The sequence below is a fragment of the Caballeronia sp. LZ016 genome (genome assembly GCF_031450805.1).
Classification (GTDB): Bacteria; Pseudomonadota; Gammaproteobacteria; order Burkholderiales; family Burkholderiaceae; genus Caballeronia.
The window spans coordinates 2,250,024-2,273,296 of the sequence record NZ_JARTVY010000001.1 but is presented as its reverse complement, the minus strand read 5'-3'; the positions used below and the strand labels follow the sequence as shown (position 1 = coordinate 2,273,296).

General features: G+C 63.1%; 23 protein-coding genes and 2 pseudogenes. 10 read left to right on the top strand and 15 right to left on the bottom strand.

All coding sequences use genetic code 11. The features are described 5' to 3' along the window. Positions 1-3: 3 nt before the first annotated feature. Entirely contained in the window at positions 4-1,230 is a 1,227-nt protein-coding gene (locus P9220_RS10795) for an RNA polymerase sigma factor (protein WP_309765460.1), read from the top strand. Positions 1,231-1,385: 155 nt separating this feature from the next. After that, positions 1,386-2,861 (top strand): ISNCY family transposase, encoded by a 1,476-nt coding sequence (locus tag P9220_RS10790; protein WP_309764836.1) that lies wholly within the window; start codon positions 1,386-1,388, stop codon positions 2,859-2,861. A 160-nt stretch (positions 2,862-3,021) separates the two neighbouring features. Here the strand turns inward: P9220_RS10790 and P9220_RS10785 are convergent, their stop codons facing one another. After that, entirely contained in the window at positions 3,022-3,171 is a 150-nt protein-coding gene (locus P9220_RS10785; protein ID WP_309764835.1) for a hypothetical protein, read from the bottom strand. A gap of 134 nt (positions 3,172-3,305) precedes the next feature. On the opposite strand from P9220_RS10785, the gene P9220_RS10780 reads away from it, so the two are divergent. Then, positions 3,306-3,488, top strand: a complete 183-nt coding sequence (locus P9220_RS10780; RefSeq protein ID WP_309764834.1) for a hypothetical protein — start codon at positions 3,306-3,308, stop codon at positions 3,486-3,488. Positions 3,489-3,549: 61 nt separating this feature from the next. On the opposite strand, the gene P9220_RS10775 is transcribed toward P9220_RS10780, so the two are convergent. Beyond that, positions 3,550-3,957 carry a TetR family transcriptional regulator C-terminal domain-containing protein gene (locus P9220_RS10775; RefSeq protein ID WP_404980455.1) on the bottom strand — a complete coding sequence of 136 codons (408 nt, stop codon included), beginning with the start codon at positions 3,955-3,957 and terminating at the stop codon, positions 3,550-3,552. A 9-nt stretch (positions 3,958-3,966) separates the two neighbouring features. After that, positions 3,967-4,116 (bottom strand): annotated as a pseudogene (locus tag P9220_RS27055) (TetR/AcrR family transcriptional regulator); the annotation flags it as partial. A gap of 828 nt (positions 4,117-4,944) precedes the next feature. On the opposite strand from P9220_RS27055, the gene P9220_RS10770 reads away from it, so the two are divergent. Both P9220_RS10770 and P9220_RS10765 read left to right on the top strand, forming a co-directional pair. Further along, positions 4,945-5,400 (top strand): hypothetical protein, encoded by a 456-nt coding sequence (locus tag P9220_RS10770; RefSeq protein ID WP_309764832.1) that lies wholly within the window; start codon positions 4,945-4,947, stop codon positions 5,398-5,400. Positions 5,401-5,724: 324 nt separating this feature from the next. Next, the gene (locus P9220_RS10765) at positions 5,725-7,101 is read left to right on the top strand and encodes a glycosyltransferase family 9 protein (protein WP_309764831.1); all 1,377 of its coding nucleotides are present in this window, start codon (positions 5,725-5,727) and stop codon (positions 7,099-7,101) included. 46 nt (positions 7,102-7,147) lie between these two features. Here the strand turns inward: P9220_RS10765 and P9220_RS10760 are convergent, their stop codons facing one another. The 3 genes from P9220_RS10760 to P9220_RS10750 form a co-directional block, all read right to left on the bottom strand. Continuing rightward, a complete protein-coding gene (locus P9220_RS10760) occupies positions 7,148-9,490 on the bottom strand; it encodes a GNVR domain-containing protein (RefSeq protein WP_309764830.1) in 2,343 nt (780 codons plus the stop codon). Between the two features lie 112 nt (positions 9,491-9,602). After that, positions 9,603-10,913 carry a cellulase family glycosylhydrolase gene (locus P9220_RS10755; RefSeq protein WP_404980456.1) on the bottom strand — a complete coding sequence of 437 codons (1,311 nt, stop codon included), beginning with the start codon at positions 10,911-10,913 and terminating at the stop codon, positions 9,603-9,605. A 4-nt stretch (positions 10,914-10,917) separates the two neighbouring features. After that, positions 10,918-12,231 carry a hypothetical protein gene (locus tag P9220_RS10750; RefSeq protein ID WP_309764828.1) on the bottom strand — a complete coding sequence of 438 codons (1,314 nt, stop codon included), beginning with the start codon at positions 12,229-12,231 and terminating at the stop codon, positions 10,918-10,920. A gap of 437 nt (positions 12,232-12,668) precedes the next feature. Between P9220_RS10750 and P9220_RS10745 the strand changes: the two genes are divergently transcribed. Then, positions 12,669-13,433, top strand: coding sequence for a hypothetical protein (locus P9220_RS10745; protein WP_309764827.1), 765 nt, complete (start codon positions 12,669-12,671; stop codon positions 13,431-13,433). Between the two features lie 15 nt (positions 13,434-13,448). Here P9220_RS10745 and P9220_RS10740 read toward each other — a convergent pair whose 3' ends face one another. The 3 genes and pseudogenes from P9220_RS10740 to P9220_RS10725 form a co-directional block, all read right to left on the bottom strand. Continuing rightward, entirely contained in the window at positions 13,449-13,967 is a 519-nt protein-coding gene (locus P9220_RS10740; protein WP_309764826.1) for a CBS domain-containing protein, read from the bottom strand. A gap of 46 nt (positions 13,968-14,013) precedes the next feature. Beyond that, positions 14,014-14,307: a zf-TFIIB domain-containing protein gene (locus P9220_RS10735; RefSeq protein WP_309764825.1), complete on the bottom strand. Its 294-nt coding sequence runs from the start codon at positions 14,305-14,307 to the stop codon at positions 14,014-14,016. A 138-nt stretch (positions 14,308-14,445) separates the two neighbouring features. Beyond that, positions 14,446-17,058 (bottom strand): annotated as a pseudogene (locus P9220_RS10725) (tetratricopeptide repeat protein); the annotation flags it as partial. 215 nt (positions 17,059-17,273) lie between these two features. On the opposite strand from P9220_RS10725, the gene P9220_RS10720 reads away from it, so the two are divergent. Next, a complete protein-coding gene (locus P9220_RS10720) occupies positions 17,274-17,975 on the top strand; it encodes a carbonic anhydrase (RefSeq protein WP_309764824.1) in 702 nt (233 codons plus the stop codon). A gap of 51 nt (positions 17,976-18,026) precedes the next feature. On the opposite strand, the gene P9220_RS10715 is transcribed toward P9220_RS10720, so the two are convergent. Then, positions 18,027-18,572: a DUF4142 domain-containing protein gene (locus P9220_RS10715; protein WP_309764823.1), complete on the bottom strand. Its 546-nt coding sequence runs from the start codon at positions 18,570-18,572 to the stop codon at positions 18,027-18,029. A gap of 156 nt (positions 18,573-18,728) precedes the next feature. Here P9220_RS10715 and P9220_RS10710 point away from each other — a divergent pair, with 156 nt between their 5' ends. Beyond that, positions 18,729-18,944, top strand: a complete 216-nt coding sequence (locus tag P9220_RS10710; RefSeq protein ID WP_309764822.1) for a zinc ribbon domain-containing protein — start codon at positions 18,729-18,731, stop codon at positions 18,942-18,944. A gap of 77 nt (positions 18,945-19,021) precedes the next feature. Beyond that, a complete protein-coding gene (locus P9220_RS10705; protein WP_309764821.1) occupies positions 19,022-19,288 on the top strand; it encodes a DUF1488 domain-containing protein in 267 nt (88 codons plus the stop codon). A gap of 151 nt (positions 19,289-19,439) precedes the next feature. Here P9220_RS10705 and P9220_RS10700 read toward each other — a convergent pair whose 3' ends face one another. Further along, positions 19,440-19,805, bottom strand: a complete 366-nt coding sequence (locus P9220_RS10700) for a response regulator (protein WP_309764820.1) — start codon at positions 19,803-19,805, stop codon at positions 19,440-19,442. Positions 19,806-19,994: 189 nt separating this feature from the next. Continuing rightward, the gene (locus tag P9220_RS10695; protein ID WP_404980429.1) at positions 19,995-20,522 is read right to left on the bottom strand and encodes a YqjD family protein; all 528 of its coding nucleotides are present in this window, start codon (positions 20,520-20,522) and stop codon (positions 19,995-19,997) included. Positions 20,523-20,847: 325 nt separating this feature from the next. Between P9220_RS10695 and P9220_RS10690 the strand changes: the two genes are divergently transcribed. Then, positions 20,848-21,795 (top strand): DMT family transporter, encoded by a 948-nt coding sequence (locus P9220_RS10690; protein ID WP_309764819.1) that lies wholly within the window; start codon positions 20,848-20,850, stop codon positions 21,793-21,795. A gap of 21 nt (positions 21,796-21,816) precedes the next feature. Here the strand turns inward: P9220_RS10690 and P9220_RS10685 are convergent, their stop codons facing one another. The 3 genes from P9220_RS10685 to P9220_RS10675 all read right to left on the bottom strand — a co-directional run bounded on the left by P9220_RS10685 (position 21,817) and on the right by P9220_RS10675 (position 23,183). Next, entirely contained in the window at positions 21,817-22,350 is a 534-nt protein-coding gene (locus P9220_RS10685) for a cupin domain-containing protein (RefSeq protein ID WP_309765457.1), read from the bottom strand. A gap of 155 nt (positions 22,351-22,505) precedes the next feature. Next, the gene (locus P9220_RS10680) at positions 22,506-22,754 is read right to left on the bottom strand and encodes a hypothetical protein (RefSeq protein ID WP_309764818.1); all 249 of its coding nucleotides are present in this window, start codon (positions 22,752-22,754) and stop codon (positions 22,506-22,508) included. A gap of 27 nt (positions 22,755-22,781) precedes the next feature. Beyond that, positions 22,782-23,183 (bottom strand): hypothetical protein, encoded by a 402-nt coding sequence (locus tag P9220_RS10675; protein WP_309764817.1) that lies wholly within the window; start codon positions 23,181-23,183, stop codon positions 22,782-22,784. Positions 23,184-23,273 lie beyond the last annotated feature (90 nt).

Sequence of the window (23,273 nt, the reverse complement as noted above, 5' to 3'; positions counted from 1 at the left end):
CGCATGGAGGCCGCGAAGGTGATCGCAAGCGTGGCGCGCGTGGTGCGCGACGTCGCCCTCGCGGAGGAACTTGCGCAGGATGCATTCGTCGCGGCGCTCGAGCACTGGAGCCGTGCGGGCGTGCCCGACAAGCCGGGAGCGTGGCTGATGACGACAGCGAAAAACCGGGCGCTCGACCGTCTGCGGCAGCATGCGCTGCACGCGCGCAAGCACGAGGAACTGGGCCGCGACCTGGATGCGCAGGAGATGCATGTCACGCCCGATTTCGTCGATGCCCTCGACGCCGCCCGCGAAGACGAGATCGGCGACGATCTGCTTCGCCTCGTCTTCACGGCGTGCCATCCGGTGCTGTCGCTGGATGCGCGCGTCGCGCTGACTTTGCGGCTGCTCGGCGGGTTGACGACCGAGGAAATCGCGCGGGGCTTTCTCGTGCCGGAACCGACGATCGCGCAGCGGATCGTGCGTGCGAAGCGGACGTTGTCGGCGGCTCGGGTCGCCTTCGAAGCGCCCAAGGCCGATGAACGCGCGGCGCGGCTGGCGTCAGTGCTCGAAGTGATCTACCTGATTTTCAACGAAGGCTACTCGGCGACGGCCGGCGCCGACTGGATGCGTCCTGCGCTATGCGACGATGCGCTGCGGCTCGCGCGCGTCCTGGCGGAACTGATGCCGGACGAAAGCGAAGCGCATGGGCTCGTCGCGTTGATGGAGATTCAGGCGTCGCGGATGAAAGCGCGCGTGGATCGCGACGGGCGTCCGGTGCTGTTGCCGGACCAGGATCGCAACCGATGGGATCCGCTCCTGATCCAGCGCGGATTTGCGGCGCTGAGGCGTGCCGAAGCGCTGGGCGGGGAACGTGGCGTCTATGCGTTGCAGGCGGCGCTCGCTGCTTGTCATGCGCGGGCGGCGACCGCTGCAGAGACCGATTGGGCGATGATCGTCGCGCTTTATGACATGTTGATGGTTGTCGCGCCGACGCCCGTTGTCGAGTTGAATCGGGCGGTCGCGGTCAGTATGGCCACCGGGCCGCAGGCTGGCTTGGATATCGTGGATCGGTTGCGGGAGTCGGATGCGTTGCGGGGGTATCACTTGTTGCCCGGCGTGCGGGCTGATCTGCTGGCTCGCGTCGGGCGGAAGGACGAGGCGCGGGAGGAGTTCTTTCGAGCGGCCGAGCTGGCGAGGAACGAGAGAGAGCGGGAGTTTTTGTTGGGGCGTGGGCGGGAGTTGGGGTGAATTGCCTGCGTGCTATTTCTTATTTGACATAAGGCGAATTAGCGATAATTCGATTTGTCACGCCTTTTTAGTAATGTCCGATTTGGGCTCATTAGAAATGTCCGATTTCCGCCCTTGGGCGCATGCTGGCTCGATGCGTCATCGAGGGCTCAATCATGGACAGGCGTGGACTGATCACGGCAAGCATGCGCGAACTGGACCGACTCAAGGTGATTCAGGCCGTCGCCGAGCGCCGGCTCAAGCCAGGGCGTGCCGCCGAGCGGCTGGGCCTGAGTGTGCGGCAGATCGAGCGGCTGGTGCGGCGGTATGGCGCTGACGGCGCGTGCGGGCTGGTATCGGGTAAGCGCGGGCGCGCGAGCAATCATCGGCTGCCAGATGGCGTCGCGCAGCGCGCGATCACCTTGATCCGCGCGCGTTATACGGACTTCGGCCCGACACTGGCGTGCGAGAAGTTAAGGGAATGCCACGGCATCGAACTGGCCGTCGAGACGGTCCGCTCCCTGATGACGGCGGCGGGCCTTTGGGTGCCTCGCAAACAGCGCCCGCCGCGGATTCACCAGCCGCGCAACCGCCGCGCGTGTTTGGGCGAGTTGATACAGATTGATGGCAGCGATCACCGCTGGTTCGAGGATCGTGCGCCGGCGTGCACGCTGCTGGTATTCATCGACGATGCGACGGGCCCGCTGATGACGCTGCACTTTACGGCCACCGAGTCGGCCTTCAGCTATTTCGAGGCGCTATCGAAGTACCCGCGCGCACATGGCAAGCCGATCGCGTTCGATAGCGACAAGGCCAGCGTCTTCTACGTCAAGAACCGCTCCCAGACCGCTGGCAAGGGCGTGACGCAGTTCGGGCGGGCCTTGTACGAACTGAACATCGACGCGTTCTGCGCGAATACGAGTCAGGCCAAGGGGCGCGTTGAGCGCGCCAATTTGACCTTGCAGGACCGGCTGGTCAAGGAATTGCGCTTGCGAGGGATCAGCACCTGGGAAGCGGCCAACGCTTATGCGCCCTGCTTCATTGCTGATTTCAATCATCGCTTCGGCAAACCGCCACGCAGCAACCACGATGCCCATCGGCCCCTGCGTGCCGACGACGATTTAACGCAACTGCTGGCGCATCGCGTCTGGCGCAAGGTCACCCACGCGCTGACGGTGCAATACGACCGCGTGATGTATCTGCTGGAAGACACGCCTGCCAATCGCCTATTGATTCACCAGCAAGTCGAGGTGGTCGAGTATCCGAGTGGCTGCGTCGAGGTTCAGGCTGGCGGCGAGGTGCTTTCCTGCGGCACTTACGACCGTATTGCGAGGATTGATCAGGGTGCGGAAGTCGACAACAAGCGCTTGGCGCACGCACTCGAAGCTGCACGGTTGCTTCAAGCCAAACGAGACGATCGTCGGTCGTGCGATGCACCGTCACGCACGCATCGCGGCGAACAGGTTCGAGCCAAGAAGGCGCTCGAAGGACTGAAGAAGCAACGCGCGTTGAGCATCGCAGACATGAACGAAGCGATTCTCGAAGTCAGCGCAAAAACAATGACGGAACGGGGGGCGGCTGCGCCGCCCCAACCCCGAAACTTGAATGCAAGTAAGCCAAACATCCGTGCAAACCGCGACATTTCTATTTAGCGGTAACCCCGACATTTGTATTTGGCCGTGACATGGCTTGTAGCGGCCATATCCTAATGTCGCGTTCTGGGCAAGCTGAACGCTCCACGTCCAGCACCATCTGACCGGGCTTTCAAGAAACGTCAAATGGGCGGAGCACGCAGCGGCCGCTCGTAAGCTCTCACGACGGATCCGTCGGCACCCGCGTGTTGCCGTCATCGGCTTCTGTCAGCGGCAGATCCTTGTTGGACTCATCGACGCCGGTGGCTGGCTGCTTTGCCTTGTCCGTATCGACGACATCGGTGCCTGGCTCGTTCTGCGGAATTGTCATGGTCAACTCCATTTCGTGGATGATTGAAAGCGCGTGCAAGACGCAATACGAATTCAGCACGAACGATGCCCACGACTGCGGAACGGCCCTTGCTTAACATCGACAGCCGAATCACCAAAGAAATGGAGCCGCTTATGTCTGCCACGTCTACCGAAAGCGCCGAGCCGCCTGAGAATCCGATCGACTCCGACGGCCTGACCGATCTCGGTCCGGCACAGCCTGCAAATCCGCCGCACCGCGCAGGAGAAGACGCCGAACTGCGCGATCCCCCGAGTCCCGCAGGCGTGCCGCCGGACGCCGAAAATCCGCATCGCTGACGCACGGACGTTGCCGCAATGCTGACTTCGCCGTTTTCAACCTCGCTAATGCCGACAGCCGTCACATTCTTCCCTGCAAAGCGAAGTCGATAAGCTGACTCGCGCATTCCCACGCATCTTGCGCCGCCGCGCCTTTTCTGCCGGTCTGCGCAAAGATGATCGCACCGTACAGAAGAAACACCAGTTGGCGGCTCAACTGGTCCAGTATGGACGGATGAATGATGTCGAGCAAAGTGCGCCGAATCAATTCTCGAAGCCGCTCCCTTTGCGCCTCCGCCATGCTGACGACTTGGGGATCGGCCTGATATTCGTAAAGCGCGGCGATAAAGACGCATCCCTGAAAGTCGGGCTGATTGAACCAGTTCTCGTACCATCGGAAGATCGCTCGTAGCCGGTCCCTGCCCGACTGACTGCGGGCGACGGCGCCCGTCAGCGCCTCCTCGATCGCCTGCATCCGCTCCTTCAACACCTCCAGCAACAACGCTTCCTTCGATTCGAAATACCGATACATCGTCACCTTCGACACATTCGATTCCCTCGCAATCAGATCGACGCCGATCTGGCGGCAGCTATGCTGGGAAAATAAGCGCGCAGCGGTTCCGAGGATGCGCTCTCGTACATCATTCATACAAGCCTCTCAACTGTACAGCGCATGTCAGCGCGAGACATGCGCCTCACTGTACGCACGACTATCGTGGTTCGGGAACGAGATTATAGGCAGTCAACCAATAGAAATAAGCCGAATCACGGGAATCGAATTGTTTTTCAAAGGATTGCGTTGCAGCTATCCACATCGGCTGCCGACTGCGCCGACTCAATGCAGCAAACCAACGCCTTAATAGAAACCAACGCGTATTCCAAAAGCCTCGAGTCACACCGTGCTTTATGCGGCGAGACGATTTTCATTCGTGAACGAATTAGCGCGCTGCTGTACAGACGGTGTAAAAATCGATTTGCGCTGGAGCCATCTAGGCTTACCGCCTGTAAGTCGAAAACTCCGGCGTCGACGGCGCGGCCCTGTACAGCAAGTACGGCGAGCCGCCGCCGCTACCGAAAGGCAGCGCACCACGGCAACTCATTTCAGACACATCGTATTGCGCAGTCGTCTGCCTGACCACACTCTTCCACCGCATGGGAGGGGTTTACAGGACGTCCAGCAAGACGAACTGCATCGGTACAGCCGTTTTCACAGTTTTTGATGATTTCGTCCACACCCCGGTTCACTCGCGTCGCTTAAACATTACCGGCAAAAATCACGCATTCACAAAAACTGATTGCCGGCCATCCGTTAATTGAGCGTAAAAGCATTTAATTTAACTCGGATATTCTTAAGAATGGTTCCGACCTATGCATTTAGAATGGGCTTTCCAGAAATTTAAATAGTACGTGACGGGTTACTCGGCTATCCTCACTTTTTGAAACCGATTCACCTTTCAACACCTTACGAGGCACGAAAATGAAACAGGAGTTTGCTCGTCGTCAGATTGTGATCGCTGATCCCACACTGAACGTTGCTCGCACGCTGCGATCGCTGCTGAGCGACGGTTCATTCGGGAATGCGGTTAGCTTGGCGGAACTACGTTTCGACCTGATCGACCGCCTACAGTCCGGCGGCGTCGACCTGCTGATACTCGATCCGGCGTTCGTGCAGCGTGACGTGGATATCGGTAATCTGGATTTTATTCTCGACTTGAGACGTCGTTTCTCAGCCGTTCCTATTTTGATTTATACCACACTAAGAGACGCGGTTATTCTCGACGAGTTTCTCTGCATGAACCGAATCGCACTTTCGAGCAAGGCGGATGAATTGGTGGACATTCTCCGTCTTTGCGAGCAGCTCTTATCCGGTAGTTTCGGCGGCGTATCACCCAAAATCGATGCGATGTTTCGCGGTGCGCGCGACCTGGTTTAAACGCGCGAACATCAGTATAAGCGCGTTCAATCATGGCGTGCGCGAGTCGTCCAAAATGCGTATCGCTTGTCCCTTGGCTTTTTGACGAACGCCTGATTCGTGACTATCGCCGCGGCTTATCTCGAATAACCGCGGAGTCTCCCCGCTTCGATCGCAACCTGTGGTCCGCTAATCGTCAAATTTCTTAGGCGATCCATCCAGAAACGAAACACTGCTGCTCAACATGCCATAGTCGCGTGTTGATCCGCCACGCTGTTCCTACTACAAAAGAAGTAAGCAAGCGGGACGGGATCTCGCGCACCCAATTCTCTTGCGGACTCCAGCATGATCGAACAATACGACGACCTTTATTCGAAACTGTACGAGGGCAATATCGCCGAGTGTTTCAGTTTTCTCGATGAACGGCTCTCTTCCGACGGCCATACCGCCGAGTACTGGCACTGGCGCGCCCTTACGCATGTGCGCGCAGGCCAGTTTCATCAGGCGCTCGAAATCTGCTTCCGGCTGAGCCGCCAATCCGCCACATTCGCCTTCCACCTCCACTGTCTGTGCGACGTCTGTGTACACCTCGGGCTGAAGGAAGTCGCGCTCGCCGCCATCGAATTGTTCACGCAGAAACCCGGCACCGCGCCAATCGTCGCCCATTTGTGGCGCGTCTACGGCTGGCATTATCTCGGTGACGACGACGCCGTCATGAATCTCAGTGCCGATGGTATCGACGAACACTCGGCCTTCGTTGTCGGCCATCATCAGGCGCGCAGCACGATGCGGCGCGACGGCATTGCGCATGGCGTCGCGGCGATGCAGCGCTACTGGTCGTCGCACGAATCGCGTCGCGTCCTGTTCCCGCATCTTGACCTCACAGACTATTGGGCCGGCGAGCGCGCCCTGCCCGCACGCCTCGATGTCCGCCTGATCGCGTCCGGGTTCGGCGATATGGTCAACTGGGCTCGTTACTTGTGCGCGCTGGAAGCGATGGGCGTACAGGTGTCCTACGACACCAACTTGCTTCGCCTCGCGATGCCCGAGTCGGAGCGAGCCGAACTGGCCCGCGCGATGTACGCCGCCGGTTTCCAAAGTCCTTCCGGCGACCGCATGATGTGGACCGACCCGTTCAGTCTCTTCTCGTCGCTCTTCCCGGTGCTGGGTTATGCGCCGTCACACCGGTACATCGAACCGGCAGATCCGTCGAGTGTCGACGCCATCATCGACGAGATCCGGCAGCGTGCGCGTGGACGGCGTTGCGTGGGCGTGTTCTGGTCGTCGTGCGAATCGGCGAACAACTTCGCGAACCGCAGCCTGTGCCTGCCCGACCTCGCTCCCCTCTTCGATCACTCCGGCGATGTGTACTGGGTCGTCATGCAACGTGGCTTCGAACGCCGGCGCTGGCTGAACGACCCGCGCTCAGCCGACCTGGACCGATTCACCACGTTGGACCTGAACCTGAATCTCGGTCAATCGGCCGCGATCATCGACCGGCTCGATGCATTCGTCGGCAACGATGGCGGGCTGAGTCACTTCGCCGGCGCGCTCGGCAAGCGTTGCTACATGCTGTTGAATCAGGTCGCCGAGTGGCGTTACGAGCGCGATCCGACGTCCACGCCGTGGTATCCGGGCATGCGGCTCGTGCGGGCGCGCGAGCTCGGCGGCTGGGATGGAGTCGTCGGCACCGTGCAACAACTCCTGCACGCCGACGCCTGAACACGTCACAGTCCGGCGCAACACCTCGCCGGACTGCCCTTCCCGTTTAACGCGCCACGGTCTTGAAGCCGTACTCCTCGCGTGCGCCGTATCGTCCCGGAGCGAACCCGTTGAACACGTGACCGCCGACCTTCGCGCCTACGTTCTCCAGGCGGCGCAAGGTTTCCTCGAGTTGCCGGGCGCCGGTGCGATCGGCGCGCGAGACGAGCAGCACGAGATCGCAGTTTTGCGTCGCGATGGACAGCGCGTCGCTGACCGGCAACACCGGCGGCGAGTCGAGCACGATGTAGTCGTAGATATCCCGCAGCATCGCGAGCGTTTCCTGAAACGCGGGCCGGCCAAGCAACTCTGCCGGATTCTCCGGATAGAACGCGCCCGCATCCATGATCGACAGGCCACCGTTGCCGAGCGGAACGATCGCTTCGTCCGGGCGCGCGGACCCTTCGAGCACCTCAGCCAGCCCCGGCCCGGTGCGGCCATCGACGAGATGGCGCAGCCGGCCCTGGCGCATGTCGGCGTCGATCAGCAGCACGGATGCGCGCGTCTCGGCGAGCAGATACGCGAAGTTCGACGACACGAAGCTCTTGCCCACACCTTGCGTCGGACCGGTGAAGAGAATGACCTTGCCGCCGGGTTGATCCGGATCGACGACATAACCGGGATTCATGACGCTCGTGGTGCCCGCGAACGACACCGCGTTTGCCGGATTGAACGGCTTCATGGCGCCCAGGCCGAACGGGTTCATCGGAACCGGCGCGCCGCTCAACATTGCGCGCACGCTGCTGCGCAGCGAACGCAGCGCCTCGATGCTCGGATCGGTCGGGCTCGTCATCGCGAGGAGGTTTGCGGGCGCCGCATTGTGCGTCAGCGCGCGAACGTCCTGTTTCAGTTGCGCAGTCGAGCGAGCGATCACGGCGAGGCGCGGGAGTTGCGAGAAGTGATCGATTTCTTCCGGACTGCGAAGCTCCTTGCGATTCATCGCGATCAGATAGATCGACACGGTGCTCACGAACAAGCCGCCGAAGATCGAGCCGAGCAACACGATCCACGCACGCGGCCACGATTGCTTCTCGGGCGCGACAGCCCAATCGACGACAGCCATGCCCGGCGGCGTGCTGGCTGCCGCGACTTCGAGCTGTTGCGCGTTGGTCAGCACGCTGGTGTAGAGCTGCGTCGTGACGGCCACGTCGCGTGCGAGCTCGACGTATTGGCGCTGCACAGTGGGCAGATTCGCCGCGATCTTCGACGTCTCGGCGATCTCATGCTTCACCTGGTTGAGCTGCGTGAGCGCGCTCTGATAGTTCTCGTTCTCCGGCCGATAGCGATGCTGCGCGGCGTCGAGCGCGAGTTGCAAGGTCGTCTGCTGCTCTTCGAGGCGGCTCATGCGCGTGATGAGCGCGGTGTTCTGCTGCGCCATATCGACAGTGCCGGTCTGCGTGCGGAACGCGTTCAGCCGGCTCTCCGCCGTTTCGAGATCGTGCTTCAACGCGGGCAGGCGCTTCTTGAGAAAGTCGAGGCTCGTCTGCGCCTGCGCCGCGCGGCGTTCGGCATCGCGCTCCTGATACGTCTTGATGATCGCGTTGACCATGGCCTGAGCGACGAGCGGCGATTCCGCCTGATAGCTCAAGCGAATCAACGACGGATCGCGCAGCGTCGATTCGCGCGGCGGAATGGACGTGCGCAGCCGCGCAAGCACATTGTCGAACGTCGTCTGCTGGGAATACTTGCGCAGTTCGAAGCTCACGCCCGGACGCGCGCGCAACGTATCGATGCGCAGTTCGCCGGGAGCACGGCCTTCCGGCGTATCGACCTGAAAGGACACGGTTTCGCCGACGCGCCCTTGCGCGAGCGCCTTGTCGTCCTTGTCGAAAAGCGTCCAGCGCCCGCCCTGGCCCGCGATCACGTGGAATTTCATCTTCAGCGCAGCTTCCGGCACGGTGAACACGCCGGGCTTCAGGCGCTCGCCTCCCCACGCGTATTGGTCCAGTCCGAACGGCGCGGGCGCGAGTTCGCTGTCGCTTGCATGACGTGAAGCCAGGAAACTGCCGATCAGCGGGAAGTGACTCTCCGTCTCGACGACGGTATCGGCGCTCGTCTGCGCAATCGCCGCGCTCACGACCGAGCGTGAAGTCAGCACGTCGCTTTCATCGCTGGCGGAAGCATCGGCGGCCATGGAACCCGATACGTCGGACAGTGCGCTGATCGACGTCCCCGCCTTGCTTTGCACGCGCAACAGCGCTTCAGCGCGGTATTGCGGCGTCGCAAGCAGAACGTAGAGCACGCCCGCTGCGCAACACGTGCCGGTGACAGCGCCGAGCAAGGTCTTGTGACGCACGACGCTGCGCCACAGGTCGACAAGACCGTCGCCGCGTTGCGGAACTGGCGTCATGGCGGGGCGCATGTTATATGAAAGCATGTTATATCCCTAACAAAAAAGATGAGAACCAGAGACGTCAGTCGCAACCGACGACGGCGCGTTCCCTCGTACACGCCGCTTGATGCTATGAACCGGCCGTGATGAACACCGGTCCTTCCGCTTCAGTCACTGCCAGCACGTTGCGCCTGTCGCGCCGCGCACCGTACAGATCGGCGATGACCGCGCTGGCCGGCAGACGCGATACATCGAGATTCATGACGTTGCCCGCGCCATAGCACCAGACAACGTATTTGGTCGCATGGCCATCGTCGAGCTTGAGCACGACCGTCTGCTCTTTCTCGTCGATGAAGTAGCGCGCGTTCCTTGCGTTGGCCGTGAATGCGAACAGATGCTTCACGGCGTGATACGCGGGCAGCTTTCTGTTTCCGGCATCCAGTAGTCCGAAGTTGTGCTCCATTTCCTTCGGATTCGTTCCGTCGTTGCGCATGTCGTAATACGATGTCAGCCCGACTTGCGCGATCCAGTTCATCAGCAGCAGCCGCACCGCATAGCTGGCCTGCCTTGCGCGCGCTTCGCTCGAATGACCATTCGCGATATCGGCTACATAGTGATATCCGAAGCTCGGGTATGACCATTCGGTGGCCCACACTTGCGGACGCTTCACGTAGCTCGACAAGTCACGTCGCAGCCCGCGATAGTCATCGAGCACCGTTTCGGGCTCCTGCTGCCGGTACGGATGCACGCTGACTGCATCGGGTCCCGCCTGCGTCGCGCTGATGTCCCCGACCGCGCGAATGAAGCCGCGATCCACCTGCTGCACTCCGCCCGTCGCGATGACCACATTCGGATTCGCGGTGCGCGCTGCCTGCACCGCGTTCCGAAGCAGCGCGCGATACGCCGCAGGCGACGGCTCAGCGAGCCAGTAGTCCTTGTGGTCCTGCTCGTTCCATACTTCGAAGCGCACCGGCGCATCGCGGTAGCGGAAAGCGGCCTGATAGACATAGGTGCGAAACGCGGCGAGTTGCGGCGGGGACGTCGGCGGCTGGTTGGGGCTGAAGGCGTAATGCTTGTAACCCAGGATCAACAGCGCGCCGAGGCCGCGTGCGCGCAGGTTATTGACGAGACCGTCGAAGCCGGCGAAATGCCAGCCATCGGGCGCCTGCACGGCTTCCCAGAAGAGGTCGGTCCGCACGAACGAGAAGCCGACATCCTTCACCGCGTCGAGCAGTTTCGTATCGCCGATCTGGTGGATCGCGATGCCCGTATTTGCCCTTGCAGATGCAAACGATGGCAACGCGACATAAGCGCGTTCGAGCGACGACGATGCGCCATCGATGGCGAGACTCGGCGTCGCCGATGCAGGGAGCATCGGCGCGCACATCGCGAGCACCACCGCCACTCCAAGCCGCCGTCTCAGATTGCCGCGCTTGTGCATGATGTCAGAGCCCTCGCAGTCCGTCGTGAGGCGCATCGATCACCGTTGCGCGCGTGCGCCAGTTCGTCGGCGTAAAGCGGGCGGGCAAGCGCCAGATGTGCGGTTGCATGAACGCCGCGTTTTCGCGCATGAAGCTCAGCGTGATGCCGAAGAACAGCAGGCAGCCGATCGATTCGAACGTATCGGTCGTCGCACAGGAAAAGAGCAGGTAGAGCAGCATCGCCCAAGTCGGCCGGTCGTCGGTCGGAGCGCGCATCATCAATCGAACGAAGAACGCGACCAGCAGGAACGCCCCGACGATGCCGAAGTTCGCGAGCGCATACAGCAGCGAGTTGTCGGCGTAGGCGACGTTGAAGCCAAACACGCTCTCGTAATACGTCGTTGCCGAGCCGAAGCCGCCAGGTCCCAGGCCGAGCCAGATGCGATTATTCTTTAGCAATCCTTCCATGATGACCGGCCAGGTGTTGAACATGCGGTCCTGGAACGAAGCGAGCGTCGTGAAGCCGGTGCCAGACAGATTGAACATCAGCGTGGCGATATACGACACGAACGGAAACGCGATCGCGATGCCCGCCGCCCATAAGCAGGCGCGCCTGATCGTCATCGTGGAAAAGAAGCAATGCGCAATGACGACGATGGCGAGCGAGACCGGCGCTGTCTTGTTGGTCGTCGCGTGAATCGCCGCGCCCGCGCACGCGAGCAACACGCACTGCAACCAGCGCTTGTCGGTGCGCATCAGCAGCCATGCCGTGAGAAGGCCCGCCATCAGTCCGGTGGATGCGCTGTCGCGCCCGAAGCCCGAAAGCCGCGATGCGATGCCGACATACGACGCCACAGCGGCCCGCACGTTATGCCCGCCGACGGAGACGCTGACGCCGACCCACGGCATCGTCATGAACGTGTTGGCGAGAATGCCGATGCCGCAGAGCGCGGCCAGCACCGCGAATCCCGTTGTGGCCGCGCGGCCGTTGAGCAGGGCAAGTGCTTGCGGCGTAGCGGTGAGCGCGAAAAGCATCGGCGTGACCGTCCATAGCCAGAAGCCGACGGCTTCGGGCGCGACGCCATGCGATAGCGAGACGAACGATTCCGCGAGCATGTACAGCGCGATGAGCGCGTGGCTCGCCTTGGGACGCCTGATCAGCGTGACCATCACCCATGCAAGCATCAGCAGCTTGGGAAGGTATGCGGCCTGCGGCACGCCTGCCATGGAGGTGTAGTAGCGGATGACGCCCGAGAGCACGTCGCTACCGACGGCTGCGATGAAACTCGCCACCCACAGCTTGTCTTCGAGCGATGCCCTTTCCAATACCCTATTCATTGTTCTACCGTCGCATGTCGCTGGGGGTCGTCGTTTGAAAGCGAGCGGCGACCGCCTCTTGTTGTTTGCACGCGTGGGTGACTGCCAACGAACCTGGCCAGGCTCGTCCCCGTTGCCGGAAATTTACCCGTGCGGTACAGCCCGCTCCGTGCGCATACGCACGCTTCGTTCAGCCGCCGATGCGCGTTCACGTTTGCTATGTCGGCTTGCGCTCATATCGGCGCGCTCGCAATCGTTGTTAAGCGCGGCAGCGCACATAGGCGTTGCATCGTCACCCCGGCTGATGCTTTCACGCGGATAGAGCCTGCGTCGAACATGCGTGCGTCGTCGTACATAGCGGCGTGGTGCGCAAGCATAGGATTACCTATCAAATGTGACGCAGAACGAGCCACCCGCAAGCGAATCGCCGTCCATTCACGTCATTCCGAGAGCGCCTAATGAATGCACAAGACCGTGCCGCCCTGACACAGGCATCGCGAGGCGGTATCGCGATTTTCGAATCGATGGTGGCGCAGCCGACGCTCAGCGCGATCAACCGCCAGCTCGATGCAGCTTACGAAGCGACGCCGGATCACGAGCAGTTTTTCGGCTGCGCCAAAGACATCGTGCATACGCTGCGGGACGATATCGCGTTCAGGGAGCTGGAGAGCGAAGCAGTGCGCGCCGCGTCCAGGTGGCTTGCGTCGACGATGCGTGTCGATGGAACGATGGGACCGTGGTTCGGGCTTCGCGTGGGAAGCAGCGCATCGACGTCGGGCAGCCATTGCCGTCATTTCGATTCGCAGGTGCTGACGCTCGTCATCGTGCTGCAAACCGCAAGCGACGATGACCGCAGTGGCGATCTCGTCGTCTATCCGAAGACGCGCGGCATTCCGCGACGCCGCGACAACGTCTTGCGCAAGAGCATGCAGTGGGGCGAGCGCGCGCTACCCTTCCCGCTTCGCGCGGCGCGCACGCAACGTCATCTGGACAAGGGACTGTGCACGCGTATCCGCGGCACGGCGGGCAGCGTCTATGTGTTCAACGGCTTTCTGATGCAGCACTGCAATCTCGACGTGCTCGAAGGCGAGCGCCGCAGCCTCGTCATTCATTATCTGGACCCCGGGCTGTCGCTCGGGCTGGCGCAGGTCAACCGCCTGCGCCGCAATGAGAAGGCCGTCCCCCGGGAAGCCGTGTATCCGGCCGAGGCCGACGCGACCTGAGCCGGCCGATGAAAATCACGCAAGCCGCGTCGCGAGCGTCTGCGGCAGCGGACTGCGGCGCGTGAGTGCGCAAGTGGGCGCATCGTGATGCGGACCGCGCACGTAGGACTCGAGTTGATCGATCGCGAACTGCTGCTCGTCGATCACATGCCGAACCAGGTCGCCGATGGACACCATCCCGACCAGCCGCACGCCCTCGATCACCGGCAGATGACGGATGCGATGGCGCGTCATCAGCGCCATGCAATCGTCCGTGCGCGTGGCAAGGCCGACCGACAACACAGGCGCGGACATGATCTCGCCAACGGTCGTCGTGCGCGACGCCTTGTCCTGCAGGATCACCTTGCGCGCATAGTCGCGCTCGGTCACGATGCCGCGCACCGCGCCGTTCTGATCGCCGCCCGCCGTCACGACGAGCGCACCGACGCCCGCGTGCGACATCAACGCGATCGCTTCATAGACGCTCGCGTCGGCGCCGATCGTATGGACCGCCGTATCGGTCTTCGCCTTCAGGACTTGCCTCACCGTTGCCATGCCATTCTCCGTTGCGTAGGAAGTTGCGCTGCACCTGCTGACTGCTTCAGTCGAAGTCGAACAATTCGCCGAGAAAAGACTTCTTGCGACGCGGATAACCGTGGCGTCCTTTCGAATCGCCATAGCGGTGATCGTGGTCCCGACGCCCCCAGTCGCCATCGCGGGAATACTGTTGCGGCGGCTGCATTTGCTGCAGCGACACCTGCTCGTCGCGCCGAATGAGATGATCCAGTTCGCCGCGATCGAGCCAGACGCCGCGGCACTTCGGGCAGTAATCAATTTCAATGCCCTCACGAGCGGTCATCAGCAGGTCCGTCGCGGGGCAGGCAGGGCATTTCATGTCGAATCCTTTCCAATTGCTTTCGATGCGAACAATCTAGCCGAAGCATCGACGGCATGAAATGCACGAAACCGAGCGCGTTGGTTCGGAAAAACCGAAGCGTCCATGCATGAGGCACAGGCCGGACGCGATGTGTCGTTACCCCGCCGATTCGTCGCACCACGCGCGCCACATCTGGCGATAAGCGCTTTCCAGGTGCCGGGTGAAGCGCGGAGCATTCATCATCGGCGAGGCTTCGAGGCGTGAGCGAAGGGACGCGCGCAATGCAGCGAGACGCGGACGATCGTTCGCAAGACGGGTGACGATTTCCACGTAAGCGTCGTCGTCGTGGCCGATGAGTTCGGGCAAGCCGAGGTTCATCAGCAGACTGAGTCCCGCCCGGCTGCAGGCCGTCTCGCCTGCCCGCGAAGGCACGGGCACGCCCATCCACAGCGCATCAAGACTCGTGGTGTGGCCGTTGTAAGGAAAGGTGTCGAGACCGATATCGATCTCGTTGTACGTGCTCAGATAAGCCACGCGTTCCTGATAGCCGACGAACGTCACCCTCGACATGTCCACGCCGAGCGCGCTCAATTGCTGGCTGTACCGCGCGCGCGGCGCTGCTTCCGCCAGGAGGATGAAGCGCGCTTCGGGCACCGCCGCGAGCACGGCCGCCCACATGCGCAACGTGCGCGCCGATGCCTTGCACGGATTATTCAGGCATCCGAACGTAATTACGCCGTTTCGCTCGGCAGGCAACGGCCCGTCGTCCGGCGCGTCCGGGGTCGTCACGCGTGGATCGAAACACCAGAAGGTCTCGGGAAGCCAGACGGACTGCTCGCTGCAGCGCTCCGTCATCGGCTCGTTCGGCGGATCGATCCACGGATCCGTCAGGCGATAGCGAATCGCACTGCTGCCCGTAGTGCCCGGATAGGCGAGCCATTGCACCTGCACGGGCGCGGGACGGCGGGCGAACAGCAACGGGCGGCCGGACGCCATGTGCATCGTCAGATCGACGAGCACGTCGATGCCGTCGTCGCGGATCAGTTGCGCGAGGCGGGCATCGTCGAGCGCGGCGACGTCACGCCAGACGTCGGCGAGCGGACGCATTTGTTCCGTGATGGCATCGGGCCGCCTGGCGCTGGAATAGCAAAAGATCTCGAACGAAGCGTGATCGTGCTGCGCGAGCACCGGTGCAGTGAACATCGACTGGCAATGATTTCGAAAATCCGGCGCGACATAACCGATTCTCAGGCGTCTGGAGACTGACCGTTCGTTCGGATGACTTACTGTCCCCCGCAGAAACGGCGCTTCATGCCGCGCGGCAAAACGCAGACATTCGTCCAGAATGTCTTTCGACTTCTCGGCGCAATAAGTCAACGCGTAGTTGAGATTGCGATGGATGCACTCGTCCTCCGGTGCGCAAGCTATCGCACGCCGGAAGGAATCGATGGCCTCGTCCATGCAGCCTGTGTCCTTGAGCACGCCTGCAAGGTTGTTGTGCGCGGCCGCCAGATCGGGGCGAATGGCGATGGACTGGCGAAATAGCGACTCCGCCTCGGCCGGCCGGCCCAGGTCGTACACGACGCGGCCAAGGTTCGCATGAGCCGGCGCGTGATCGGGCGAAAGCGCGATCGCCTGACGATACGCCGCTTCGGCCTCCGGCAGACGACCCTCGCCGGCCAGCAGCACACCGAGGCTGTAATGCAGTTCGGGAGCGTCGGGACACAAGGCAAGCGTCGCGCGGTACATGCGTTCAGCTTCGTCGATGCGCTTTTCGCGATACAACAGGTACGCCAGTGCGGCGTGCGCGTCAGCGTGATCGGGCACGCGGTGTATCACTTCGCGATACGTACGCGCCGCATCGTCCGGCCGCCCCGTCTCGGCGTACGCCCGCGCGAGTCCCATCGAAGCATCGGCATAGCCTGCGCGCAGCGCCAGCGCCGCGTGAAATGCGGCTTCGGCTTCCGCGTAACGCCGCTGCGACATGAGCGCCTGTCCAAGGCCGCAGTGCGCTTCGACATAGCCGGGTTGCAGTTGCGTCGCGCGCCGGTGGAACGCCTGCGCCCCGGCGTGATCGCCGAGCTGTTGCAGCACCAGCCCCAGATTGTGATGAGCGATCGCGAAGCCGGGGCGCACGCTCACGGCGCGCCGCAGCGCCGCGCGTGCTTCGTTCAGCCGCCCCTGCTCGCGCAGCAGGTTGCCGAGATTGTTATGCGCTTCGGCGTAGTCGGGGCGTGCGGTCCTCGCGGCGACATATGCGGCTTCGGCTTCTTCCACGCGGCCTTGTCGGGCCAGCAACGCCGCCAGGTTGTAATGCGCTTCCGCGAGACCGGGGCTAATGCGCAGTGCCTCGCGCAAGTGCGCTTCCGCGTCTTCCGGGCGGCCGAGTTCCCGCAAGAGATTGCCCAAGTTGTAATGCGCCTCGGCGAACTCCGGCCGGATCGAAATGGCTCGCCGATAAACAGCCTCCGCATCCGCCAGACGCTCCTGCGACATCAGCAGATTGGCGAGATTGCAATAGCTGCCCGCGTGCGCGGGGTCCGCGTCGATACTGCGGCGCCATAGGCTCTCTGCATCAGCGGCACGATCGAGCCGATAGCAGCAGATAGCGGCCAGATTAAGCGCCTCCGGATCACCGGCTGCGGCTTCGATCAAAGGGTTCAGAATGTGCAACGCCTGCTGAAAATCGCCGTTCGAATAGCAGCGCGCCGCGCTTTGGTAGGTATCGGACTTGGGATCGGGATCGGTGAGCATGTGCGAAAGCGCGTGCGAGGCAGTTTTCGGTGACTATCGAAGGGTAAAACTAACAGACTCGCCGAACCGATTCGTCAAGAACTATAAAGCCGTGCGAAAACCGAAATGAAGCGGCAGATGCGCCCGCGCGTGCGCGGGATTCGCCGATGACTTGCGCATCATCTCAAAACCCCGCAAGCTTTCGGCTGGCGGCGGGCGGCCGCTCGCCGATCCGCAATCAAAGGGCCCCCATGTCCGATAAATCCACGATGACCGAAGAACGCGAAGGCTCCGATCAGCCCGATCTCCTGTACCTTTTGCAAGGCGCCGAAGACTTCAGCCGCTTCGTCTTTCCCGACAGCGAAGCGCTCTTCAAGAGCCTCGCGCATCGGCAAACTCCGCATACGCTGTTCATCACGTGCGCGGACTCGCGCATATCGCCGGAAATGATTACGCAGACGCGCCCCGGCGAGCTGTTCGTGTGCCGGAACATCGGCAATATCGTGCCGGCGTATGGCGAGATGCTCGGCGGCGTCTCCGCGGTCGTCGAATTCGCGGTGCTTGCGCTGAACGTGCGGCAGATCGTGATCTGCGGCCATTCGGATTGCGGCGCGATGAAGGGCCTCGCGTCGGGCGCGACCATCGCCGACGAAATGCCGACGGTTCACGCGTGGCTGCGCAACGCGGAAGCGGCGCGCAGCGTCGTGACGGCCAGGAAACTGGAGGAAGGACGCGTCGTGCAGGCGATGGTCGAAGAGAACATCCGGCTGCAACTGACACATCTGCGCACGCATCCGGCGGTGGCCGGGCGGCTCGCGCTGAAGCAACTGCAGGTGCAGGGCTGGGTCTACGACATCGGGCAGGGAGAGGTGTCGGTCTTCGATGAAGGCGGCGGCGTCTTCGAGTCGATTCCCGAAGCGCGGGAGCGTCTGCTGCGCCAGGGCGCGCGCTGACGCATGATTGCAGAGACGGCGCGGCTTCCCGCCGCGCCGTCATCGGACTGCTTACTGCACGCCCTTCTTGGCCGCGAGATCCTGCGCCATCTTCAAATGCTGCTGGATGGTCGGCAGCGCCTTCTGAGCCGCCTTCTTCAGATCGGCGTTCTGGCCCTCCTGCGCTTCCTTCTGGAAAGCCTCGACGGCGCTCTGGTGTCCCTCGACGCCGACCGTCTTGATATAGGCGGTATCGAATTCCTTGCCCTTCAGGCCCTTCAGCGAATCGAGCACCGCGGTGTCGGAGTTGTCCTTCGGCACGGTCACGCCGTGCGGCGCGGCCATCTTGAGCTGCAGCGTCAGCTTGGTGTGATCGACCATCATGTGATGCGCGAAGTTCTTCACGTCCTTGTCTTGCGACTGCTTGCTCGCAAGCTTGCTGGCATCGATCTCGGTCGAGCTGGACATCGACGCAGCCTGCACGAATTCCTTGTCCGGCGATCCCAGCTCATTGGCTTGCGTGGTGCTGGCCGCCTGCGTCTGCGCGAGCGCGACTGCCGGCGCGGCGGAAAGAAGCGCCGATGCCAGCGCGGTGAGCAGAACTGCATTGCGTTTCATTGAAGCCTCCTTAGGCGGTTGTTTGCCCGCTTCTTCAGCAATACCGATGCCACGCGGCTTCGCTCGAGTGTTTGCGTCGGCCTTACGCGCGGAACATGCCTTGCTGCCAATACGACTTGCTACACTGTCCTTATCCCCTATCCCGACCAAAGCACCATGCCCGTTTATGACTACGAGTGCGCGCGATGCGGCGCGTTCGAAACGGTACGCCGCATCGCCGAGCGCGACGAACCCGCGCCTTGTCCCGAGTGCGGCGAAACCGCGATGCGCGTCACCATCGGCGCGCCATCGGTACGAAGCAGCAGCGCGCAAGCGAAAGAAAACGTGGGCGGTTACGGCATGCGTCATGTGGGCGGCTGTTCGTGCTGTTAGCGCGACAACGGTCCGTCATGCAGGCATGCCCGTTGCAGGCGAATCAGCGTTTCTCTGACGAAAACAGGAGGTGAAGGATGGCGATTGAGTTCAGCGGGCGGCGTCACGTCGTGGCGGCAGCGCGAGTCGCATTCGAAGCGACAGTCGACGGACGCGAAGTCTGGTGCAGCGTGTCTCTGGATGCGCTCAACGATCACTTCGGCAATGCCGGCACTTCGTCGCACGCAATGCTGAGTGCATTCGAGGGCGGACGCGTGGAGATCGAGCAGGCAGCCCGGCGAACGCTCGAGCGCAACGGCGGACAATCGGTCGAACTCGAAACGAACGATTTCAATCGACGTTGATGGCATGACGGGTCGCGCTGTTCCGTCGCGTTGTGCGGCTGGCCCGACGCGCGAGCAGTACGCGACCTTCGATGAAATCGGGCAGCCTTCGTGCTGCCCTTTCTCTTTGGACGATGGCCCGACACATCGACCAAAGCGCGCCTGCGTTGTCTCATTGCGCAAAAAACCGCGTGAGCACATCCACGAGCCACCACAACGGACACGGCTTCCGGCACACGCCGTCATAGCCGGCTGTGCGTAGCGCCTCACACGGATCGCGCGCTTCGTCGCTGCCGAAGGCGATCACCAGCTGTCGCGCGGTATCGGGTGTATCGGCTCCTTTGCGCAACTCACGCACGACCCAGTGGTCATGCCTTCCCGGCGGCGTCTGGCCGCCTGACGCCCTGCCAAGACGCGTATCGACGAAGACCGCCTGCGGACGCCAGGTCGAAGCCAGTTCAACGGCGCGTTCTGCATCGCCGATCTGCACGGCTTCGAAGCCGCGCATGGCGAGCAGCAGCGCGAACGAGTCGCCCACGTTTGGCTCCGAATGCGCGATCAGGACGCGCCGTGGCTCCGCCACGGCCGCCCTTCGATGCGTCCACACTTCGCGGCGCCCGGTTCCCGCTGTGTCCGGTTCTCCATTCATGTCCGTTCGGCACGGCGATGAGCGCCGCCCTGTCACGCCCGCGAGCAAGGACGAGGCCCGCCGCGCGGCGCGATGCGTTCAGCGCGAAATCAACAGGCCGACGATCAGCCCGCCGATACCGGCAAGCGTGATCGCCTTCCAGGGATTGTCGTGCACGAAGTCGTCGGTGCCCTCGGTGACGCGCCGATAACGCGCGACGGCCACGTCCTGCGCGCCCGCGATCACGCGTTTCGCGCGTCCGCTCGTCGAAGCCGGATCGGGATGGAAGCGGCTGCCCTGCCCCTCCGACGATGCGGAAGCCGGCTGCGCCAGCACCGCGGGACTGTCGCCGCCTTCGAGCGCGCTGCCGTGCACATGCGCCGGCGAACGCGTCGGCACATTGCGCACCGGCCGATGCGCGGCTCCGGGCGCGAGCGGCGTGACATTGTCGTGATCGCCCTGCTCCATGCCCGGTCCGAGCGCCGCTTCCATTGCGCTCGTCACCGCGCTGCGCGAAAGCGGCGGTTCCGGCGGCTGTCCGGCCGGCGTTCCCGCGCCGTTGTTCGACACATTGCCTGTCGTGATACCCGACGTGCTCCCCGATGCATTGCCGTTTGCGTTAGCCATGGCTCTCTCTCCTTTGTGCTTGCCCGATGCATTGACCGAACCAATGCGCGTATCGATGACGCAAGAGTCGCACCGCCCCCCCCCGCGCGCGCCACTCGTCCGTCGGACATAGGCCGATCCACGGGCTTCGCGGGCATGAACCGAGCGACGTATCGCAATTTCTTTCACATACCGGTGAGAATTGCTCGTTTGTCCCGAACGACGCCCGCGCCTACGATGAGTCTCCTGTCGCGCGAAGCATCTTTCGTTTCACGCCGCGCCGAAGCATCGCGCGCCCTCCCGCCGATACGATGGCTTCGCTCCCGACTCTCTTGCGAAGCCCGCCATGAACCCTGTCAATCTCGCTCAACTGCTCGTACTCGCCGCGCTATGGGGCGGCTCGTTCCTGTTCATCCGTGTCGGCGTGACCGATCTCGGCGTGGCGCCGCTGATGGCGTTGCGCGTCGGCATCGGCGCGCTGTTCCTGCTGATCGTGCTGGCGCTGCGCGGCTCGCCGCGCGAAGCCATCGCGACGATGCGCCGGCGCGCCTGGCCGCTCATCGTCGTCGGCGTGTTCAACTCGGCCGCGCCGTTCTGTCTCTTCGCGTATGCCGAGCTGACGCTGTCGGCGGGCGTGACCTCCGTGATCAACGCGACGACGCCGCTCTGGGGCGCGCTCGTCGCCTTCTTCTGGCTCGGCGACCGCCTGAGCCGCCTGCGCGTCGCGGGTTTGGCGATCGGCTTTGCCGGCGTGCTCGCGCTCGTGTGGGATCAGACCTTCGCGCATCCTGCCGGCGCGGCGGCCTCCGCGATCGCGCCGACGAGCACCGCGCTCGCCGCACTGGCCGCGCTCGCGGCGACGCTGTGCTACGGCATCGCGGCGAGCTATACGAAGCGCCATTTGATGGGCGTCGATTCGCTGACCGTCGCCGCCGGCACGATGAGCGCGGCCACGCTCGTGCTTCTGCCGTTCGCGCTGGTTTCATGGCCGGCAGCGCCGGTGTCGATGCACGCGTGGGGCGCGGTGCTCGGGCTGGGTATCGCCTGCACGGGCGTCGCGTACATGCTGTTCTTCCACCTGATCGCGGTGGCCGGGCCGGCGCGCGCGATCACCGTGACGTTCGTGATCCCGATCTTCGGCATCCTGTGGGGCGCGCTGTTTCTGTCGGAACGCGTGTCGATCGGAATGGCGGCGGCATGCGGAATCGTGCTCGCGGGCACCGCGCTCGCGACGGGCGTCGTCAAACGCCTGCCGTCCTGGCGCGCCCGCCGCGAAGAATGCGTCAAGCAGTAAGGACAGCGCGCGGCGCGCCGCTCAACGCCATAGCCGGACCAGCGCTCCGTTGTCTCCGCCGACGGGATCGGTGTCCGGGAACGGCAAAGCCTGCATCGCGCGCAGTTCGTCGTCGCTCAGGGCGTCGCGCCGGATGTCCCATTGCTGATTCGGCGGATACGCGCCGATCACCTGGAAGCGCCCGGCGCTTTGCAGCAGGCAATGGCCGGTGCCGGCGGGCAGCAGCAGCGCATCGCCGGCGCGGACCGAAACGGCGCGTCCATCGGGACCGCCGATGACCAGCTCGGCTTCCCCCGATGCCACGCCGAGCACCTCATGCGCCGTCGAATGGAAATGGTGATAGTCGAAGACGCTGTCACGCCATTGCGGCGGCCAGCCGTTCTGCGCGAACAGCGCCTCGAAGCGGCTGCCGCAGTCGCGGCCCTCGGGTTCGACCGCGCCGCGCCAGAGCAGCACCGGCAGCCGGGCATTGTTGGGGACCCAGCCGTTGGCGGCGAGCATGAAGTGCTCGCAGCGGGCTTCGGCTGCATGAAGGATTTCGGATTGCTCGGCCATGGTGCGTTCTCCGCGAGGGTTTGCAGAGGCCGAGCAACGGGTGTTCCAGTGATGGCGCGATGCGTCCGCGAACGAAGATCGCGACGACTTCGCAAGCAGCATGAAGGTCGTCGCCTCGAAGCGGCCCGACAGCGACGCCGATAGCGACGCCCGCATCACCGCCCGTGCCAGCGTCCGTAACCGCCGCCGAATCCCACTCCGACCGATACCGACGGCGCGTAGTAAGCCGGCCCGTACGCATAGCCATAAGCCGGCGCGTAGCCGTATGCCGGCGCGGGCGCATAGCCATAGGGCGGCGCATAGACGCAACCGCCGAGTCCCGCCGCAACGGCGAGCGCGACCGGTGCCACAAGCGAGCGTGCGAGTCTTCGCGTGCCCGGTTCCGTTTTGTTTCGCTTCTTCATGACGATGACCTCCTCGCGTGCGCCGGCTTACCAGTGGCGATAACCATAGCCGCCGTGATGCGCGCGCCAGTCGCGACGATCCCAGTAGCGCGCGCCGTCCCAGTACCGGTCGCCATGCCAGCCGATGACGACCGCCGGCGCGGGCGCCACGATCACCGGCGCGGGCGGATACACGGCGGGCGGCGCAGCCTGATACGCGACAGGCGGCGGCCCCGGCTGCTCCACATAGGCCGGTTGCTGCTCGACGTAAGCCGGCTGCGGCTGAACATAGACCGGCTGCGGCTGCACATAAACGGGCGGCGGCGCGGCATAAACCGGCGCGACCGGTATCCCGAGATTCACCCCGATGCTCACGCCCGCCGTCGCCGCCTCGCAAGCGAGACCCGCGCACGCAACGATGCCCAGCCCAATGAAACGCTTGATCTTCATTTCTTCCTCTGCGCGAAGGCCGCAATGACAGTACGGCCATGAATCCATGTTATTCGCGACGGCCCGCGCTTGCGTTACAAGCCCTGTAAC